Below are 18,896 nucleotides of genomic sequence, written 5' to 3'. Positions count from 1 at the left end.
CACCGCCATGCGCAAAAAAGGCTGGGAAATCCCCGCCGAACTCGCCCACATCGAATCCTCCGGCTCCACCCGCCAGGAAGCCAGCACCCTGCTCGCGAGGCCCGCCTGACCGCTACCCTGAGCTCTGTCCGTGCCGGGTATAGCGTTATTGCATGACGCCAACCTACCGGTACGACGTGGACGTCCTGCATCTGCTCGTGTCGCCGGTGCACGCCTACTTCGGCCGCGCGCGTGACGGCGCGGCTGATGTGCCGACGGCGGATGCCAGCCGGGTGGAGATCGTGGCCGGTAAAGGAATTGTCGGGGACCGGTTCTTCGGCAAGGCTGCGCACATGGACGCGGCGGTCACCCTGTTCGCCATCGAGGCCCTCGAGGACATAGCTGCGGAACTGGGCGCTGGCCCCTTCGACCCGCTGCTGACCCGGCGCAACGTGATCCTCAGGGGTGCGCACCTGGCCCCGCTCCTGGGCCAGGAATTCGTGTTGGAATCCCGCGGCGGGAAGGTGCGGTTCAAAGGCGGGCGGCCCGCCCATCCCTGCGCGTGGATGGACCGCATGCTCGCGCCCGGGGCGCACGCCGCCATGCGGGGGCGCGGGGGCATGCGCTGCCGGGCACTTTCCGACGGAGTGCTGCACCGCGGGCCGGCGGTGCTGGTCAGCCCGGTGCCGCTGGAGCCTGACCAGGCGGGCGTTCCGAGCGTGCTGCGGCCCGGACGGCTGCCGTAGGAATACTAGCTCTTGGGCAGGCCCGCCGGGTTCAGTTCCGACTTGGCCACGGCTTCCGATGACAGGCCCCAGCGGTCCAGGATTTTGCCGTAGGTGCCGTCCCCGATCAGGTGGTTCAGGCCCGCCTGCGCAGCGGCGGCGAACCCGTTGCCCTTCTTCGTGGTGGCGGCGATGCTCGCCTTGAGCGGCCAGCCGCCGTCCACCAGGCCCACCAGTTTGGTCTTCTCGTCGGTGGCGGCCTTGTAGGCGGCCGTGGCGTTCGGCCCGAACGTCAGGTCCGCGCGGCCGGATTGCAGCGCCAGGTTAGAGGCGGAGTCGTCGTCGTAGTACTGGAACTCGACCGGCTTCAGTCCCTTGGCCTTGTTCTCCTCGTCCCAGCCCAGCAGGATGGACTCCTGGTTGGTACCGGAGCCGACAATGACGCGCTTGCCGGCAACGTCCGCGGCGGATTCGACCTTGGTGATGTCGCTGTCGCTCTTGGCATAGAAGCCGAGCTTGTCGTCCCGGTAGCTGGCAAAGTCGAACTTGAGCTTGCGCTCCTCGGTCACCGTGACGTTGGAGAGAACGGCCTCGTACTTGCCCGATTCGACGCCGAGCGGCCAGTCCGCCCAGGCGGTGGGAACGATCTCGGCTTCCAGCCCCAGCGTCTGGGCAAGTGCGACGGCGATGTCCACTTCGTTGCCCACCGGCGTCTTGTTGTCCGTGGCGTAGACCGCCAGCGGCGGCGCGAACGGGCTGACGGCCACGGTCAGCTTGCCGTCCTTCTTGATGGCTTCCGGAACCAGCGCCGCGGCTTTCTCGTCCACGGTGACGGGAAAGCGGTCCTGCTCGGGCGTCAGCTTGAAGGTCTTGGCTGCCGACGTGGCGGTGGTTGTGGCGGCCGGCGCGTTCGCGGACGCCGCAGCCCCGGGATCGGAGCAGGCGGAAAGCGCCAGCAGGCTGGTGGCGGCGAGGGCCAGGCCCGGCTTGAATGCGCCTGCACGGGACGTGAGAGACTGACGGACCATGGTTGCCCCCTGGAAATAGTGAATGGGAAGTAGTGAATGCAAAGGTTGTGGCAGCAACTATCCGGGAGCCCAAAAGGGCGGTCAAAGCGCGGAGAAACCGGAAGATACGCGGCGTAACCGCGATTCACACTGCGTTCGAAGGCGTCATTCAGCCTGCCGCCCATCCCGAAACCGCGCCTAGCATCGAGTATGAGCGATCAATTCACCACCGAACGTGACAGTTACGGCAGGCTCCTGGCAGACCGTGAGGTGTGGCGGCAGGCAAGTACGCTCGCCGCAGCCGGCGAGCTGACCGCGCGGTGGCTTGAAGGCACCAGCGAGTACCAGCCCGGAACCCTCGCCCCGCGCTTCGATGACGAGACCCAGCCCATCGCCGGCCAGCTGGCCGAGCTCAACCGCAGCGGACTGTTCACGAAGGAATCCCAGCCGGGGTTCGGTCGCGACGCCGGGCATGCCCAGCGCGAGTACGTCACCGGATTCTGCTCCCCGGAGACCGCCGCCCGCCTGCTGCGGCTCTCGGCCGAGACGGAATTCATTGCCATCGCGCATGCCCCCGGCGAGGTCAGCCAGGCTGCCGTTCCGGTCACACAGCACGACGGCGAAGTGGTCACCGTTCTGGGAAGCAGCGAGATTCCAGTCGAGTCGGAGCAGATCCAGGACTGGGCACGCGAAAGCAACGAATCCCTCGCCCTCCTGCTGGCCGACTCCTGGTACGTCGAACTGCTCGACCCGGTCTGGGGCCGGCAGCAGCACCTTTTGCCCGCTGTGCTGGAAACCCTGAAGACCGCCCCGGACGTTCCCTGACCCGCGATTCTTGACGTTCCGCGACGCCCGATGAAGCTATTAGACCGCCAGGATGAACGATTGCGACGCCGGGTGAACGTCTGCGTCGGTTGCCATTGTGGCCGCCGGAGGGGCCTCCGTAATCTCAATCCAACGCTCAGCGCCATCCCCTCCGCTCCATCATCCAAAAGGAAAACATCATGTCTTCTTCACACGAGAACCCGGGCTCCACCCGGATCGCCGCGGGCCAGCCCAGCGGCCGGAAACGCCCCAGTGGGCTCAAGATCGGCATCGCCGCCGGCATCCTTGCAGTCCTCGGTGCAGGCGTGGCTGTCGCCACGACGGCCGCCAACAACACCGCCCCTAGTTCCGCCAACGCCGCCGCCGTCACCAGCCCCGCCACCGAACTGAAGCTGGGCTACTTCGGCAACATCACCCACGCCACCGCGCTGGTCGGCGTCCAGAAGGGTTTCATCGCCAAGGAGCTGGGCGACACCAAGTTGAGCACCCAGGTGTTCAACGCCGGCCCGGCCGCGATCGAGGCGCTTAACGCCGGCGCGATCGACGCCACGTACATCGGCCCGAACCCTGCCATCAACTCTTTCGTCAAGAGCAAGGGCGAGTCCATCAGCATCATCGCCGGGGCAGCCTCCGGCGGCGCGCAGCTGGTGGTCAAGCCGGAGATCAAGACCGCGGCTGACCTGAAGGGCAAGACCCTGGCCTCCCCGCAGCTCGGCGGCACCCAGGACGTTGCGCTGCGCGCCTGGCTCGGCAAGCAGGGCTACAAGACCAACCCCGACGGCGGCGGGGACGTTGCAATCAACCCCACCGAGAACGCCCAGACCCTGAAGCTGTTCCAGAACGGCAAGCTCGACGGCGCGTGGTTGCCGGAGCCGTGGGCCTCCCGTCTGGTGCTCCAGGCCGGCGCCAAGGTCCTGGTGGACGAGAAGGACCTGTGGGACGGGTCGCTGACCGGCAAGCCCGGCGAGTTCCCCACCACCATCCTGATCGTGAACAAGAAGTTCGCCGCGGAGCACCCGCAGACCGTCGAGGCCCTGCTCAAGGGCCACGTCGCGGCCGTGAAGTGGCTCAACGACACCCCGGCCGCCGAGAAGGCCACGGAAGTGAACGCCGCCCTGAAGGAAGCTGCCGGCAAGGCGCTCTCGCAGGACGTTATTGACCGTTCGCTGAAGAACATCGTGTTCACGGTTGACCCGCTGGCAGGCGCGTTCAAGAAGCTGTTGCAGGACGGCGTGGACGCCGGCACCACCAAGCAGGCCGACATCAACGGCATCTTCGACCTGGCCAAGCTGAATGAAGTCACCGGCGACAAGACCTCTGCCGCAGGGCTGGGCAAGGAATAACCCGGAAGACAGACAAAAGATCCGGCGGGAGCATTCCCGCCGGATCCTTTTGGTTTAAGTCGCTTTTACAGCACCGCCGAGTACTCCGGCACGGCCGAATACTCAGGCACGGCATACGGATCCTCCGCGTTTTTCAGGGCGTAGTGGAAGACCATGCCCACCGGGCTCTCCTGGCTTCCGACATATTCGGCGGCCACCCATTCCCCGCCGGCCACGGCTCCGGCCCAGGCATGGGCCTCCTCCCAATGGACGGCGGAGGACATCCGGCCGGGCTGCAGGCTCATGGACACGGCAACGCGCACCGAGGGTGCTCCATCGGAGGAACGGGGGCAGGTGAAGCCGACGATGTCCACGGAGACTCCCGGGGTGGCCAGGCACGGCCGGCGGGCCATGGTGGTGGCAGCCGCATCCAGGCCTCCCGAACCGATGTCCTGGCGCGCCAGTGCGAGCACCTGGCTGCGGAACGTGTTCAGTTCCGTGCTGCACTGCGTCCGGATTCTGTGCACCAAAGCTGTGATCATGTCCCCCTCGATTCAGGGAGGGCGTAAAGCCGCCCCGTCGTGATTATGGACTCACACAACCACCCGGTAACTTGCTTCACAATGCCCGGCGACACCCGCCGTCGCGCAACGCAACAGTGCTTCATCTTCCGCAGTTGGGCGTAACAAAAGTACGCCCGGCGCCCGGTTGTCGTGTGCCTCCCGCACGAGACGCGCCGCCCTTAGACGTGCATCCGCGCCACGAAGCGGAACCGGTCACCCCTGAAGACCGACTCGGTCCACTCCACAGGCTGCCCGTCGGGGGCGAAGCCGAGCCGGTGGACCAGCAGCATGGGAGCGCCCATTTCGACGTCGAGGAGCTGCACCTCGGCCGGTCCGGCCAGCTTCGTTTCCACGGTGTCCTCGACTTCCGTGATCCGGATTCCGTAGTCCTCGCGCAGGGCCGCGTACAGGGAGCCGCGCTCGGCCACTGTCCGTGCAAGGTCCGGCAGCGGCCCGGCAAGGAAAGCAATCTCGTGCGCGAGCGGCTCGCCGTCCACCAGCCTGATCCGTTCCACCCGGTGGATCTCCGTCCCCGGGTCAACCGCCAGGCGGCGTGCCGTGGCCGGGTCGGCCGGCAGCACGCTCACGTCCACGATCCGCGCCGCGGCCGTAAGGCCCTGGCTCGCGGCGTCATCGGTAAAGGAGGTGAGCTGGCGGACGTGTGTCACCTTCGGGGGTGCCACAAACGTCCCCCGCCCCTGCGTCCGGTCCAGGCGGCCCTCGGCCACCAGCTCGCCAATCGCCTGCCGGACGGTGGTGCGGGAGGTTCCGTACTGCTCCGCAAGCGCGCGTTCGGTAGGGATCAGGGTTCCGGGCGCCGCATCCTCGATGAGGGCGAGGATCTGCTCCTTGAGTACGTAGTACTTGGGCAGGGCAGCGGCCGCGGAGGTCTCCATGAATCTGATGGTACCTATTGACACAAAAATTGGTCTAGGCCAAAATGATGGAAATTGGTTTACACCAATCCCGGTTTGCGTAACTTCCAGACCCCAATCCCCCACTTCCAAGGACCCAAAGATGTCGTTCCTGCAAGACCTGCGCCAGACGCCCCGCCTCGGCCTTCTGGTCGGCGGCACCGCCGCCACCATCGGCATAATCTACGGCTACGATCTGTCGAATATCGCCGGCGCCCTGCTGTTCATCACCAAGGAGTTCCAGCTCTCCACCAGCCAACAGGAGCTGGTGACCACCGCCGTCGTCGTCGGTGAAGTCCTGGGCGCCGTCCTCGGCGGCTGGCTCGCCAACAAACTGGGCCGCAAGGCCTGCATGGTGGGCGTGGCCGGAGCGTATGCCGCGTTCGCGGTGCTCAGCGCCCTCGCCGCCGACGTGCCCATGCTGCTCGTGGCCCGCCTGCTCCTCGGCCTGACCATCGGCATTTCCGTGGTGGTGGTGCCCGTCTTCGTGGCCGAGTCAGCGCCACCCAAGGTGCGCGGCGCCCTGCTCGTGGCGTACCAGGTGGCCACCGTCATCGGCATCATCATCGGCTACCTGGCTGCCTATGTGCTGTCCGCCAGCGAAAACTGGCGGCTGATGCTGGGCCTGGCCGCCGTTCCGGCCATCGCGGTCCTCGCCGTCACCCTCCGGCTCCCGGACACCGCCCGGTGGTACATGATGCGCGGACGCACGGAAGACGCCCGCCGCACGCTCAGCTCGATCGAGCCGGATGCCGACGTCGACGCCGAACTGGCGGACATGCGCCGTGCCATCAGCGAAGAGCGCGGCGGCGGCCTGCGCGAGATGCTCCGTTCGCCGTACCTGAAGGCCACCGTGTTCGTCGTCGGCCTCGGCTTCTTCATCCAGATCACCGGCATCAACGCCGTGGTCTATTACAGCCCGCGGATCTTCGAGGCGATGGGCTTCACCGGCAACGCCGCCCTGCTCCTGCTGCCCGCTCTGGTCCAGGCCGCTGCCCTGATTGCCGTCTTTGTGTCACTGTCGCTCGTGGACCGGGTGGGACGGCGCCCCATCCTGCTTGGGGGCATCGGCATGATGATCGTGGCCAACGCCATCCTGGTGGCCGTCTTCATGGTGGGCCGCGACTTCGGCGGCGCGCTGACGGTGGTCGGGTTCCTCGGGGTCCTGCTCTTCACGGTGGGCTTCACCTTCGGCTTCGGCGCGCTGGTCTGGGTCTACGCCGGTGAGTCGTTCCCTGCCCGGCTGCGCTCCCTGGGCGCCAGCGCCATGCTGACCTCGGACCTCGTGGCCAACGTGATCGTTGCGGCGTTCTTCCTGACCATGCTGCAGCGGCTCGGCGGAGCCGGCACCTTCGCCGTGTTCGGTGCGCTGGCCATCGCCGGCTTCGTCTTCGTCCACCGTCTCGCCCCCGAAACCAAGGGCCGGAACCTCGAGGAAATCCGCCACTACTGGGAGAACGGCGCCCGCTGGCCGGAAGCCACCGGCAGCAACAGCAAGCCGGCGGCCAAGTGATGCAGCGCGTCCCCGGCCCCAGCCGTGTCCTTGGCCTGGATATCGGCGGCTCCAAGACCCACGCCATCCTGGCGGAAGCTGAAGGGAAGGGCGGCACCGCCGCACCAGCCCGGAAGCTCGCCGAGTGCACGGCGGGCAGTGCGAACATTGCCTCCGTTGGCGCGGACGAAGCCGCCTCGGCGCTGGACGACCTCGCCGCGCAGCTCGGCATCGCCGATCACGCAGGCCACGGAATAGACACCGTGTTTGCCGGTGCCGCGGGGGCGGACACGCCGGCGGCCCGGGAACGCCTGACCGGCCTGCTCTCCCGCAGGTTCCCGGGAGCCCGGATCCATGTGGACCACGACACCCGCATCATCCTCGCCGCCGGCGGCCACACAGCAGGCACCGTCCTCATCTCCGGCACCGGCTCCGCCGCGTGGGCGAAGGCCGGCGACGGCCGGGAAGCCCGGGCCGGCGGCTGGGGCTACCTGCTCGGCGATGAAGGCAGCGGCTACGCCGTGGCCCGCAGCGCTGTCCGCAACGCACTGCAGGAGTCCGACGACGGCCTGCCCGCCGGGCCGTTGACCGCCGAACTGCTGGTGCAGACGGGAGCCGCGGAACCCGGTGACCTGCTGGACCTGTTCTACCGCCGGCCGGAGCGCCGGTTCTGGGCCGGACTGGCAGGCACCGTGTTCGCCCTCGCCGCCTCGGACGCCGCGAGCGCAGCCATCGCCGGGGACGCGGCACGGCACCTCGCGGGCCTGGCCCTGACGGTGAACCGGCGGCTGGGCACCATTGCCGAAGGTGCTCCGGTCCTGCTTGCCGGCGGGATGCTGGTGAACCAGCCGTCGCTGGCCACCGGGGTGCGGGAGCTGCTGGCGGCCGGCGGCCTCGCCGACGTCCGCGTGCTGGACCGCGCGCCCGCCTGGGGCGCCGTGGAGCTGGCCAGCCAGCTAGCGGGTGTGCCACACCGGCCCGCCACCACAATCCCCGCCTGATTCCCTCGCTGTCCCTCATCCCTAAGCCCCTCCCATCCCCGTCAATCCCACCAAGGAGACCCATGACCGTCCCAAACGTCGCCGCCGCCACGCCCACGCCCGCCGGCTCGCCGCTGGTTGAACCGCCGCTTCCCGGTTCCCTGATGGCCGCCGAAATCCTGGAGCAGCCGGAAGCTCTCGCCCGGCAGCTTGAACACGGGCGTCCCGCCATCACCCGCCTGGCCGCCACCCTCCGGGACGCCGACATCAGGTACGTCCTTTTGGCCGCGCGCGGCACCAGCGACCACGCCGCGCTGTATGCGAAGTACCTCATCGAGACGGTGCTGGGGCTGCCGGCCGGGCTGGCGTCGCCGTCGAGCCTCACCGTCTATGGAGCGGAACCGAAGATGGACGGGGTGCTGTGGCTGGCGGTCAGCCAGTCCGGCGGCTCCCCCGACCTGGTGGACTCCACCGCCGCAGCCGCGCGGGGCGGCGCCCTCACCGTGGCAGTGACGAACGCCCCGTCCTCGCCGCTGGCCATTGCCGCGCGGCACCACCTGGACATCCTGGCCGGGCCGGAGCGGGCCGTGGCCGCAACGAAGAGCTACACGTCCCAGCTGCTGGCGCTGTGGCAGCTGATCGACGCCTGGGCCGGAGGAAACGGCGCCGAAGCCGCGGATCTGCCGCGTCTCGCCGCCGATGTCCTCGCCCGGCCGGAGATACTGGAGGTTGCAGACCGCTACCGCTTCGTGAACCACATCATCACCACGGGACGCGGCTTCTCCTACCCCACCGCACGGGAGGCGGCACTGAAACTGATGGAAACGTCCTACCTGGCGGCACACGCCTTCTCCGGCGCTGATCTGCTGCACGGGCCCTTCGCCATGATCGACGCCGACCGGCCCGTCATCGCCGTCGCCTCACCCGGCGCCGGCGGCCGTGCCCTGTATCCGGTGCTGGACCGCCTGGCCGAACGGGGCGCGGACGTCTGCCTGGTGGGCGACCCCGGGGCTGCCCGCCCGCTGAACCACGTGGTACCGCTGCCGGCCGTCCACGAGCAGCTCTCCCCGATCCTGGAAATCATGCCGCTGCAGCGGCTGGCGCACGCGATGGCCGCTGCACGCCACCGGGACCCGGACGCTCCCCGCGGCCTGCGCAAGATCACGGAAACCTGGTGAGTCCCACGCTCATTTCTGCTTCCCGGGTCGTCCTGCCGGACACCGTGCTGGAGCCCGGCTGGGTGGAGACCGACGGGCCCCTCATCCTTGCGGCCGGATCCGGGCTGCCTGCCAGGGAGCCGGACTTTAGCTTTGCGGAGGGCACCCTCGCGCCGGGTTTCGTGGACGCCCACATCCACGGCGGCGGCGGGGTCAGCTTCAACGACGCCGACCCCGCCGCCGCCGCGGTCCGGATCGCCGAGGTGCACCGCTCGCACGGCACCACAACGCTGATGGCAAGCCTGGTCACCGCCCCGCTCACCCAGCTTGAGAAGGCGGTGGCAGCGCTGGCGGCCCTGGTGCAGGAGGGCGTTCTGGCCGGGATCCATCTGGAGGGGCCGTGGCTCAGCCCCGACCACCGGGGCGCCCATGCGGAAGAACTTCTGCTTGCCCCGGAACCTGCGGCCGTCGACCGGCTGATGCTGGCCGGCCGGGGCACCGTCCGGATGGTCACGATCGCCCCTGAACTGGAAGGGGGCCTGGCCGCCATCCGGCAGATCACCAGCTACGGCGCCGTCGCAGCCATCGGCCACACCGGCGCCGGCTACGACCTGGCCCGGGAAGCAATCGCGGCCGGGGCCACCGCCGGAACGCACGTATTCAACGCGATGCGGCCGCTGCACCACCGGGAACCCGGCCCCGCGCTGGCGCTGCTGGAGGACCCCGCCGTTTTCGCCGAGGTGATAGCCGACGGCGTCCACCTCCACCCGTCGCTGGTCCGCTTCATCTTGTCCAGCCCGGCGCGGGCCGTTTTCGTCACCGACGCCATGGCGGCAGCCTGTGCTGCGGAAGGCACGTACCAGCTCGGCGGGCTGGACGTCAGGGTGGCCGACGGCGAGGCACGCCTTGTCAGTGACGGCACCATCGCCGGCAGCATCCTCACGCTGGACGCCGCCGTCCGGCACGCCGTCCTTGACGCCGGAATCCCGCTTGCCGACGCCGTCCGGGCAGCAAGCCAGAACCCGGCGGACATGCTGGGGCTGCGCGGCGTCGGCCGGATCGAGGCCGGGCGGCAGGCGGATTTGGTGGTGCTCGCACCGGATCTTGGGGTGGCTGCGGTGATGAAGGCGGGCCGCTGGCTGAACCCCGGCGGCTGAGCCTGGCCGGCTCCGCTGTCTGAGGTTGCCGAAAGTCCTGACGTCACACAACAGTCCTGACGTCACACAAGGCGACGGCATCCGGATCCGGACATGCAACGCCCTACCCTTAACAGGTGACATTGACTAAGATCCGCACCGCCGCCGCGAGCTCCCTCGCCGCCGCAGGCCTCCTGTTCACCCTCGCCGCCTGTTCCACGCCGGCAGCCACCCAGCCCACCGCGTCTGCCCCGGCGTCTACGGCAACGGCTTCATCCAGCGCCGCCCCCGGTCCCTGCGCCGGTGTGAAGGTGATCGTCGATTCGGGCGCCCTGAAGCAGGCTGCCGCCGATAAGTCGGTTTGCGTGCCCGTGGATGCAGCGACTCCCGCTTCCAAGGTGCTCGAAAAGGCAGAGGTGAAGACCGAGGGAACCACCCAATACCCCAACGAACTTGTGTGCCGCGTGAACGGTGTGCCCGCCGCAGACTTCGACATCGCCCACAAGGGCGGCACGTACCGGGAAGAATGCAAGAGCATGCCCGCCGCCTTCGCTTACTGGTCGCTCTGGGTCAAGCCGGCCTCCGGTGACTGGGCATACGCGCAGGAAGGCCTCGCCACACTGAAGGTCAGCCCGGGACAGAGCCTCGAGCTGCTGTACACGGTCGACGGCGCACCGGCCACACCCGCGGCATGACGTTTCGGCCCGCGCCGGTACGCGCAGCGGCGGCTCTGGCCGTCGTCTTCATCGCGGCGCGGGTCATCTACCGCATCCTCTTCAACGGGGCGGGCATAGGCGGGCCGGTTCTGCTCAACCTGCCGCCGGTTCGGCCGGCTGCCCCGTACGCCCACGTGGTGATACTCGGTCCGGTAACGGCGCCCGGCCTGTGGGAAGCGGTCCTGTCCGCCCTGCCGATTGCCGGGATGTTCCTGGCCTTCGGCCTGCTCAACGCCTGGGTGGATGTGGCCCGCGGCTTCGTGCATCTGGCCCGCGGCGGGCCCCTGCAGGGCCTGGCCCGGACGCTAGTGGTGGCCTGGGCGGCACTCCCGGCGCTCTCCGACGCCGTGGCCTCCGTACGCCTGGCTTGCCGGCTGCGCGGCGAACGCTTCGGACCCCGTGCGCTCGTTCCCGTGCTCGAGCGTACCCTCGAACACGCCAGCCGGGTTGCCGCGGCCCTGGAGCTGCGAGGCTTCGGGAGCCGGGCAGCACACCTGACCGGCTCTGGCAGCGAAGCACCGCTCCTCGTCCGGGACGCGCTGTTCCGCATTGGTGACGCGCAGGTGCGCGTCACCGGTTTCACGCCGTCGAGCGGGTCAATGACGGTCATTACCGGGCCGACGGGGTCCGGCAAGTCCACCGTCCTGCGGGGTATCGCCGGCCTGCTCTCACACGTTGACGGCGGCGAGATTTCCGGCACTGTGCGCGTCGCCGGAACGGACCGTTCCACCACGCCGCCGCGCGATACCGCCCGCCTTATCGGCGTCGTGCTGCAGAATCCCCGTGCCGCATTCGCCACCACCCGTGTCCGGGACGAAATCGCCCTCGCACTTGAGCTGCGCGGCGTGGCATCCGGTCCCGCCAAGGCCCGCGTTCTGGAGGTGGCGGAACGTGTGGGAGTGTCGGCACTGCTGGAACGGAATGTCAGCACCCTCTCTGCGGGTGAGGCAACGCTGGTAGCCATCGCCGCCGCCGTGGTGGAGCATCCGGCTCTCCTCCTGGTTGACGAGCCCCTGGCCGACCTTGACACCGCAGCCCGCAAACGCGTCATCGCCGTGCTCAGCGCCCTCGCCCGCGATGCCGGTGTCTGCGTCATCGTGGCGGAGCACCGCGCGGAGCCGTTGGTTCCGGTTGCCGACTCGTGGTGGACCATCAACGACGGCGCCCTGGTGCCGGGTGCTGCGCCATCCGCGCCGGCGGCCCCTGCCGGTGCCCGTCCAACGCCGGCACATTCCGCAGGACACCTGGAGCAGGCAGAACACCTGGAGCACTTGGGTCACACGGAGGACACGCCGGTACTGACGGCAACAAATCTCTCCGTACACCGCAAAGGCACGGCGCTCGTGCGCGACGCATCCCTGACCCTGCACAGCGGCGAAGTGGTGGCCCTGGTGGGGCCGAACGGTGCCGGAAAGTCGTCCCTTCTGGTGGCGCTCGCCCTCGGTGAAGGCACACGCGGTGAAGGCACGGTTGGTGAATTCGCGGTCGACGGCGGCCGCGTCGCCCTCGTCCCGGACGCCTCGGACGACCTCTTCACGAGGGATACCGTGGCGGCGGAGCTCCGCGCGGCAGAGCGGCGCCTGGCGCGCAGAAAGAGCGTCGGACAGCCTGTGCCCGGCGCCGCGGTGTCACGCCTTGCCCTTCTTCGGGGAGACGCGGGGATGCCCATTGGACACGAGCATCCCCGGGACCTCTCTGCAGGAGAGCGCAGGATCCTTGCCATCGCGCTGCAGACCATGGACCACCCCCAGGTACTCCTGATCGATGAGCCCACCCGCGGGCTCGATCCCGCGGCGCGGAGAGCGGTCTCGGCGGCACTGCGGGCCGCCGCGGACGCCGGCGCAGCCGTCCTGATCGCCACCCACGACCTCGACTTTGCCAACGGCCTCGGCGCCCGGATCCTGCCGATGCGTGACGGCGTCGTACCCCCATCCGGGACAGAAGGCGTCCCGGCAGGTGACGCCACCGCACCATCCGAAGCCACAGCACCATCCGAAGCAGCACCCCACTTCGAAACAGCGCAGGCCATCGCAGCGCAGGGCATCGCCGTGCAGCCCATTGCGGCGCAACCCGTCTCGTCGCCAGGGTTCCTCAACCGGCGGACAGACATCCCGGCTGCCAGGAAACCCCGCCGCATCAGGATGCCGCGGGGCGTCGAGCTCGCAGTTCTCGCAGCAGCAAACCTCCTGGCGCTCGGCGCCTTCTGCTGGCCGCTGCTCGCCGCGGCCCTCCCGGAGGATGCCGCCGCGGCCCTCCCTTACGCGGCCTTGGCCATTGCTCCGCTCGCCGCCGTTGCCATCGTTGTGTCCCTCGACGGATCGGTCCGCTCCGCACACACGGTGGCGTTACTCGGCGTCCTGGCCGCGGTAGGTTCGGCGGTGCGGGTGGCCAGCACCGGCGTCGGGGGCGTGGAGGCGGTCTTTATCCTGCTGATCCTGGCCGGCCGGGCCTTCGGCGCCCGTTTCGGCATGCTCCTGGGGGCCGCCACCATCGCCGTTTCAAGCGCTTTGTGGGGTGGCATCGGGCCGTGGACGCCGTTCCAGATCTTCGCCTGTGCATGGGTGGGTGCCGGGGCCGGCCTGCTCCCGCGCCGCCTGCGCGGCAAAGCCGAGCTGTGGATGCTGTGCGGCTACGGCGTCCTGGCGTCCTACGTCTTCGGCCTGCTGACCAATCTGTGGTTTTGGCCGTTCGCCGTGGGCGCCGGCACCGGCATCTCCTACGTGCCCGGCGCGCCGCTGGGCACCAATCTCAGCAGCTTCCTGCTTTACTCGCTGGTGACCTCGACGGCGGGTTGGGACACCCTGCGCGGCATCACCACGGTCGTCGGAATCGCTGTGGTGGGGCGGGCCATTCTCGCCGCACTACGGCGGGTGAAGCCGGTTTCGAGCGCGGGCGGGCAGGCCGCGCAGGCCCAACCCGCCCAGGCTCCTTCCGCCCCGGCCGGAGACCGGCACCAACTCACACCTTGAAGTACTTCGCCTCCGGGTGGTGGAACACGAACGCGTCGGTGGACTGTTCGGGGTGCAGCATCAGCTCATCGCTCAGGACCACGCCCATCCGCTCCGGATGCAGCAGCTCCACCACCTTGCGGCGGTCCTCCATGTCCGGGCACGCGGGGTATCCGAGCGAGAAGCGCGCTCCGCGGTAGTCGAGCTTGAACAGGCCGGCCTTGTCCTTCGGCTCCTCGGCCGCGAAACCCAGCTCCGAGCGGATGCGCGCATGCCAGAACTCCGCGAGCGCCTCCGTGAGCTGCATGACCAGGCCGTTGAGCTCGTAGTAGTCGCGGTAGTGGTCGCCGGCGAAGAGCTTGGCAGTCACCTCGTCGACATTGCCGCCAGCGGTGACCAGCTGCACCGGCAGGACGTCGATCTGTCCCGAGTCGCGCGAGCGCACGAAGTCGGCGAGGCACAGGTGCCGGTCGCGGCGCTGGCGCGGGAAGTCGAACCGCAGCCGCTCCGTGCCGAGCGGACAGCCTGATCCGCCGTCGGGGGCGAGCAGGCCAGGGGTGCCGAGGACGCCGTCGCGGTCCTCTCCGTGGTGCAGCACCACCACCTGTTCCCCCTCGGAGACCACCGGGAAATAGCCGTACGCGACGGACGCGTCGAGCATCCCCTCGGCCAGGATGCGGTCCATCCAGTACCGCAGGCGCGGCCGGCCCTCGCGTTCCACCAGTTCCTCATACGAGGCGCCGTCCTCGCCGCGGCCGGGCTTGAGCCCCCACTGCCCCATGAAGGTGGCGCGTTCGTCGAGGAAGGCCGCGAAGTCGTGGAGTGCGACGCCGCGCACGATGCGCGTGCCCCAGAACGGCGGTGAAGGCACGTGGTTGTCAGCGGCGACGTCGGACCGGCCGGGCATTGCCTCCGGCTCCGTCAGGGTGAGCTTGGCGCCCCTCTGGTGTTTCCGCTTCTTCAGCGCGGGCAGGCCGACCTCCGCGGGGTCAGCGCCACGGGCCACCTGGACCAGGGGCTCCATGAGGTCCAGGCCCTCGAAGGCGTCCTTCGCGTAGCGGACCTCGCCCTCAAACTGCCCCGCCAGGTCCTGCTCCACGTAGGCGCGGGTCAGGGCTGCACCACCCAGGATGACCGGCCACCGCTTCGCGAGCCCGCGGGACTGCAGTTCCGCGAGATTTTCCTTCATCACCACGGTGGACTTCACCAGCAGGCCGGACATGCCGATCACGTCGGCGTCGTGTTCCTCGGCCGCGGCGATGATGTCGGCGATCGGCTGCTTGATCCCGAGGTTGATCACCTTGTAGCCGTTGTTGGTGAGGATGATGTCCACCAGGTTCTTGCCGATGTCGTGCACATCGCCGCGCACGGTGGCGATGACCATGGTGCCTTTGCCCGATGCATCCGACTTCTCCATGTGCGGCTCCAGCAGAGCGACCGCGGTCTTCATCACCTCGGCGGACTGCAGCACGAACGGCAGCTGCATCTCGCCGGCGCCGAAGCGCTCGCCCACCACCTTCATGCCCTCGAGCAGGTAGTCGTTGATGATGCCGAGCGGGGTCATGCCCTCGGCGCGGGCCAGGTCGAGGTCCTCTTCAAGGCCCTTGCCTTCGCCGTCGATGATGCGCCGCTCCAGGCGTTCGCCGGTGGGAAGCGCCGCAAGTTCCGCGGCGCGCTGGTCCTTCAGCGCTGCGGTGTCGACGCCGGCGAACAGGTCCAGCATGCTGGCCAGCGGGTCGTACGTCAGGTTGCCGTCGGCGTCGTATTCGCGGCGGTCCCAGACGAGGTCCAGGGCCACCTTGCGCTGGTCCTCCGGCAGTGACGCGAGCGGCACGATTTTGGCCGCGTCGATGATGCCGCTGGTCAGGCCCGCCTGGACGGCCTCGTGCAGGAACACCGAGTTCAGCACGACGCGCGCTGCCGGGTTCAGGCCAAAGGACACGTTGGAGACGCCGAGGGTGGTTTGGATGCCGGGGTACTTCGTGGTGATCTGGCGGATGGCTTCGATCGTTTCGATGGCGTCCCGGCGGGTCTCCTCCTGGCCGGTGGCGATGGGGAAGGTCAGGCAGTCGACGATGATGTCTTCGACGCGCATCCCCCAATCGTTCACCAGGGCGTCGACGAGCCGCGAGGCGATAGCCACCTTGCCCTCGGTGGTGCGCGCCTGGCCGTGTTCGTCGATGGTCAGGGCGATCACGGCGGTGCCGTGTTCCTTCACGAGCGGCATGATGCGCGCGAAGCGGCTGTCCGGGCCGTCGCCGTCCTCGTAGTTGACGGAGTTGATGACCGGACGCCCGCCGATGTGTTCGAGGCCAGCCTGCAGCACCTGGGGTTCGGTGGAGTCGATGACAAGCGGGAGCGTGGAGGCCGATGCGAAACGTGAGACGACCTCCTTGATGTCGGCCACGCCGTCGCGCCCCACATAGTCAATGCACACATCGAGCAGGTGCGCTCCATCACGGACCTGCTCGCGCGCGATGTCGACGCAGTCGTCCCAACGCTCGTCGAGCATGGCCTGCCGGAACGCCTTCGAACCGTTCGCGTTGGTGCGCTCACCGATGGCGAGGTACGCAGATTCCTGGTCGAAATTCACATGATGGTAGAGGGAAGCGATGCCGGCTTCACGCTCGGTGGGGAGGCGTTCGCCGTCGGCGCCCCTCCCGCCGCTGGTGACGGCGGCGCTCGCGCGGAAGGGGGCAAGACGCTCGACGACGGCGGCCATGTGCTCCGGCGTCGTGCCGCAACATCCGCCCACCAGGCCCAGGCCGAATTCCCGCACGAACTGCTCGTGCGCGGTGGCGAGTTCGGAGGGCGACAGCGGATAGTGCGCGCCGTCCGCGGTAAGGATTGGCAGGCCGGCGTTGGGCATGCAGGCGATGGCCACGGTGGACTGCTTGGACAGGTGGCGCAGGTGCTCGCTCATCTCGTCCGGCCCGGTGGCGCAGTTCAGGCCGATGGCGTCGACGCCGAGCGGCTCGAGCGCGGTGAGCGCCGCGCCGATCTCGGACCCCATCAGCATGGTTCCGGTGGTTTCGACGGTCACCTCGACGAAGATCGGAAGGCGGACGCCGCGGGCCACGATCGCCTGCTTGCAGCCGTTGACCGCGGCCTTGGTCTGCAGGAGGTCCTGGCTGGTCTCGATGAGGAATGCGTCCGCTCCCCCGTCGATGAGGCCCTCGGCCTGCAGGGCGAAGGTCTGCTTGAGGTAGTCGTAGCTGGTGTGCCCGAGGCTGGGGAGCTTGGTGCCCGGACCCATCGAGCCCAAGACCCACCGCATCCGTCCGTCTGCTTTTTCTGCCGCCTCGGCGCGGTCCCGGGCGATCTCCGCACCCTTCCGGGCGAGCTCCTCGATCCGGTCGTCGATGCCGTAATCGGAGAGATTTGACCAGTTCGCACCGAAGGTGTTTGTCTCGACCGCATCGATGCCCACCGCGAAGTACGCGTCATGAATGTCCGCGAGGACATCCGGGCGGGTGACGTTGAGGATCTCGTTGCAGCCTTCCAGCCCCTGGAAGTCGGCCTCGAGCGACAGCTCCCTGCCCTGCAGCATGGTGCCCATCGCCCCATCGGCAATGACGACCCGGTGGTTCACCGCATCCAGCAGCTCCTGCGAACGGGCTGGGCGGGGTACGGACTCAATATCAAGCGCAAAACGAGGCATGTGACCAGATTACGGGCGGGGCCGAAACATTGCGCCGTTTTTCCCTGTGCTACGGCGGCTGTGAACATACAGATGCCCGCTGGGCATGTCCCACAAGTGCATGCCCCGCCTAGAGACCGATCGCGGGGGTGGCCCTGACGGCGTTAACAGCCCTGTCCGCGATAACTTGGGCGTCGCTTCCGGAATCGAGGATCGTATTGCGGGCTGATTCGGAATCAACCATGACGGCCGTTACGGCGAGGCCGTCCGAAGCCTCGGTCGTCAACAGAGCGTCCACCTGTGCCGAGAAGCAGGAGTCACTTGACTTGGAGTGAACGTCCTTCGCCACCACGTGGTTGTTGGAGGCGAAGTTGCCCGCCCCCGCCAGCAGCCGGATGATGACAGGCGTCGCACCTGCCGGCCGGATGCTCTGTGAGTCGATGATCTGGGAGAAGTGGTTGCCGATGACAGAGTTGTTGCTGCCGCTGACACAGAGAAGTCCGTCGAGGTCGTCCAGTCCATTATCGACTCCCAGGAAGGGCGTCCAGGGCTCATGGTCACGCAGGAAGTGGTTCGTGGCCACGAGGTTTTCCGAACTGTCCGCGGCGAGAATCAGCATCCCGGGATAGAACGAATGCAAACGGTTGTTGGTGACGGTTGAACGCGTGACGCCTTTGAAATGGACGCTGCTCGCACCCCGCGGGAAGACGTTGTTCGCGGTGATCAGGAGCCCGCCATGATTCTCGGCGTAGATCGAGTGGCCCTTGAAGCCTGCTCCGACCAGGTTGTCGGTGACCTTTGATGCCTGGCCCCACCCGCGCAGCTCGATGCAGCTTCCGCATTCGGCGATGAAGTTGTCGTGAACGGAAAGCGCGTCCGCGTTGTAGATGGTGAGGGCGTTTTCGAGGTAGACGAACCCCATGCCGGTGACGCGGAATGAGTCATTGGCGTTCGCTACATAGATACCGGTCTTGCCGTTGACGTAGGTGTTCTCCGGTGGCATCCCCGAGCCATCCGAATTAAAGTGCAACCCGTCGATGCAGAAGTTGGAGAACTCGACCGAGCTGATCCGCGGGCTCCCGCTGCGCGCAACGTAAAAGGCGGCTCCCTTGGATTCCTCCCCGTCTCCGCCGAGGGGAATGTCGACGATTATGCGGCTCCCTCCGGGCCACAGCTCATGCAAGTCGGGCCATTCGTCTTCCGGTTCGTTGAACCGGATGCTCGACGACGTAAAGCCATGTCCCGAGCCATGGATCCTGAGGAAGCTGATGTCGATCACCACCTGCGTACGAAGGTGGTAGTCGCCGGGCGGAATGTAGATCACCGCTCCTGGCTTTCCTCCGTTGTCCACATCCGTTTCGGTCTGCCGGTCCTTGATGTCAGCGATGATGCTGTTGATTACTTCACCGACATCCTTGGACGGATTGCCGACGGGCCACGTTGTCACGTCGTAGCAGTTGTTGCTTGACACAGGTTCCTCCCTTTGTGTTGG

Annotated in this window: 14 protein-coding genes and 1 pseudogene; 10 read left to right on the top strand and 5 right to left on the bottom strand. The window is 68.1% G+C overall.

From position 1 onward, the window contains the following. Both AC5RWD_RS15645 and AC5RWD_RS15640 read left to right on the top strand, forming a co-directional pair. A pseudogene (locus AC5RWD_RS15645) lies at positions 1-109 on the top strand (lipoyl synthase); the annotation flags it as partial. Between the two features lie 43 nt (positions 110-152). Beyond that, positions 153-725, top strand: coding sequence for an MOSC domain-containing protein (locus AC5RWD_RS15640; RefSeq protein WP_494020885.1), 573 nt, complete (start codon positions 153-155; stop codon positions 723-725). Between the two features lie 5 nt (positions 726-730). Here the strand turns inward: AC5RWD_RS15640 and AC5RWD_RS15635 are convergent, their stop codons facing one another. Next, positions 731-1,732, bottom strand: a complete 1,002-nt coding sequence (locus tag AC5RWD_RS15635) for an ABC transporter substrate-binding protein (protein WP_494020884.1) — start codon at positions 1,730-1,732, stop codon at positions 731-733. Between the two features lie 189 nt (positions 1,733-1,921). Here AC5RWD_RS15635 and AC5RWD_RS15630 point away from each other — a divergent pair, with 189 nt between their 5' ends. Beyond that, on the top strand, positions 1,922-2,536 hold the full coding sequence (locus AC5RWD_RS15630; RefSeq protein WP_494020883.1) for a DUF6919 domain-containing protein: 615 nt from the start codon (positions 1,922-1,924) through the stop codon (positions 2,534-2,536). 179 nt (positions 2,537-2,715) lie between these two features. Next, positions 2,716-3,879 carry an ABC transporter substrate-binding protein gene (locus tag AC5RWD_RS15625; RefSeq protein WP_494020882.1) on the top strand — a complete coding sequence of 388 codons (1,164 nt, stop codon included), beginning with the start codon at positions 2,716-2,718 and terminating at the stop codon, positions 3,877-3,879. Between the two features lie 65 nt (positions 3,880-3,944). On the opposite strand, the gene AC5RWD_RS15620 is transcribed toward AC5RWD_RS15625, so the two are convergent. Together AC5RWD_RS15620 and AC5RWD_RS15615 are read right to left on the bottom strand one after the other, a co-directional pair. Next, a complete protein-coding gene (locus AC5RWD_RS15620) occupies positions 3,945-4,400 on the bottom strand; it encodes a hypothetical protein (protein WP_494020881.1) in 456 nt (151 codons plus the stop codon). Between the two features lie 200 nt (positions 4,401-4,600). Next, positions 4,601-5,317, bottom strand: a complete 717-nt coding sequence (locus AC5RWD_RS15615) for a GntR family transcriptional regulator (RefSeq protein ID WP_494020880.1) — start codon at positions 5,315-5,317, stop codon at positions 4,601-4,603. Positions 5,318-5,438: 121 nt separating this feature from the next. Here AC5RWD_RS15615 and AC5RWD_RS15610 point away from each other — a divergent pair, with 121 nt between their 5' ends. The 6 genes from AC5RWD_RS15610 (at position 5,439) to AC5RWD_RS15585 (ending at position 13,785) form a co-directional block, all read left to right on the top strand. Continuing rightward, the gene (locus tag AC5RWD_RS15610; RefSeq protein WP_494020879.1) at positions 5,439-6,848 is read left to right on the top strand and encodes a sugar porter family MFS transporter; all 1,410 of its coding nucleotides are present in this window, start codon (positions 5,439-5,441) and stop codon (positions 6,846-6,848) included. After that, a complete protein-coding gene (locus AC5RWD_RS15605) occupies positions 6,848-7,828 on the top strand; it encodes an N-acetylglucosamine kinase (RefSeq protein WP_494020888.1) in 981 nt (326 codons plus the stop codon). The genes AC5RWD_RS15610 and AC5RWD_RS15605 overlap by 1 nt, the downstream gene beginning before the upstream one ends. Before the next feature lie 62 nt (positions 7,829-7,890). Continuing rightward, positions 7,891-8,985 carry an SIS domain-containing protein gene (locus tag AC5RWD_RS15600; RefSeq protein WP_494020878.1) on the top strand — a complete coding sequence of 365 codons (1,095 nt, stop codon included), beginning with the start codon at positions 7,891-7,893 and terminating at the stop codon, positions 8,983-8,985. Further along, the gene (gene nagA / locus AC5RWD_RS15595) at positions 8,982-10,121 is read left to right on the top strand and encodes an N-acetylglucosamine-6-phosphate deacetylase (RefSeq protein WP_494020877.1); all 1,140 of its coding nucleotides are present in this window, start codon (positions 8,982-8,984) and stop codon (positions 10,119-10,121) included. The genes AC5RWD_RS15600 and nagA overlap by 4 nt, the downstream gene beginning before the upstream one ends. Before the next feature lie 116 nt (positions 10,122-10,237). Beyond that, entirely contained in the window at positions 10,238-10,795 is a 558-nt protein-coding gene (locus AC5RWD_RS15590) for a hypothetical protein (RefSeq protein WP_494020876.1), read from the top strand. After that, positions 10,792-13,785: an ATP-binding cassette domain-containing protein gene (locus AC5RWD_RS15585; protein WP_494020875.1), complete on the top strand. Its 2,994-nt coding sequence runs from the start codon at positions 10,792-10,794 to the stop codon at positions 13,783-13,785. Before AC5RWD_RS15590 ends, AC5RWD_RS15585 begins: the two co-directional genes overlap by 4 nt. Here AC5RWD_RS15585 and metH read toward each other — a convergent pair. Next, positions 13,775-17,425, bottom strand: coding sequence for a methionine synthase (gene metH, locus AC5RWD_RS15580; protein WP_494020874.1), 3,651 nt, complete (start codon positions 17,423-17,425; stop codon positions 13,775-13,777). The two genes, AC5RWD_RS15585 and metH, sit on opposite strands and share 11 nt — an antisense overlap. Before the next feature lie 109 nt (positions 17,426-17,534). Beyond that, positions 17,535-18,875 (bottom strand): right-handed parallel beta-helix repeat-containing protein, encoded by a 1,341-nt coding sequence (locus AC5RWD_RS15575; protein ID WP_494020873.1) that lies wholly within the window; start codon positions 18,873-18,875, stop codon positions 17,535-17,537. Positions 18,876-18,896 lie beyond the last annotated feature (21 nt).

It is taken from the genome of Arthrobacter sp. CMU6 (genome assembly GCF_059090205.1).
The sequence above is the reverse complement of the archived record's forward strand: the minus strand, read 5'-3'. Positions and strand labels throughout refer to the sequence as shown.

Excerpts from the sequence above, each read along its gene's own strand:
- AC5RWD_RS15625 (WP_494020882.1), top strand. The coding sequence starts at position 2,716 with ATGTCTTCTTCACACGAGAACCCGGGCTCCACCCGGATCGCCGCGGGC.
- AC5RWD_RS15640 (WP_494020885.1), top strand. The coding sequence starts at position 153 with ATGACGCCAACCTACCGGTACGACGTGGACGTCCTGCATCTGCTCGTG.
- AC5RWD_RS15635 (WP_494020884.1), bottom strand. The coding sequence starts at position 1,732 with ATGGTCCGTCAGTCTCTCACGTCCCGTGCAGGCGCATTCAAGCCGGGC.
- AC5RWD_RS15615 (WP_494020880.1), bottom strand. The coding sequence starts at position 5,317 with ATGGAGACCTCCGCGGCCGCTGCCCTGCCCAAGTACTACGTACTCAAG.
- AC5RWD_RS15610 (WP_494020879.1), top strand. The coding sequence starts at position 5,439 with ATGTCGTTCCTGCAAGACCTGCGCCAGACGCCCCGCCTCGGCCTTCTG.
- AC5RWD_RS15620 (WP_494020881.1), bottom strand. The coding sequence starts at position 4,400 with ATGATCACAGCTTTGGTGCACAGAATCCGGACGCAGTGCAGCACGGAA.
- AC5RWD_RS15600 (WP_494020878.1), top strand. The coding sequence starts at position 7,891 with ATGACCGTCCCAAACGTCGCCGCCGCCACGCCCACGCCCGCCGGCTCG.
- metH (WP_494020874.1), bottom strand. The coding sequence starts at position 17,425 with ATGCCTCGTTTTGCGCTTGATATTGAGTCCGTACCCCGCCCAGCCCGT.
- AC5RWD_RS15605 (WP_494020888.1), top strand. The coding sequence starts at position 6,848 with ATGCAGCGCGTCCCCGGCCCCAGCCGTGTCCTTGGCCTGGATATCGGC.
- AC5RWD_RS15630 (WP_494020883.1), top strand. The coding sequence starts at position 1,922 with ATGAGCGATCAATTCACCACCGAACGTGACAGTTACGGCAGGCTCCTG.
- AC5RWD_RS15585 (WP_494020875.1), top strand. The coding sequence starts at position 10,792 with ATGACGTTTCGGCCCGCGCCGGTACGCGCAGCGGCGGCTCTGGCCGTC.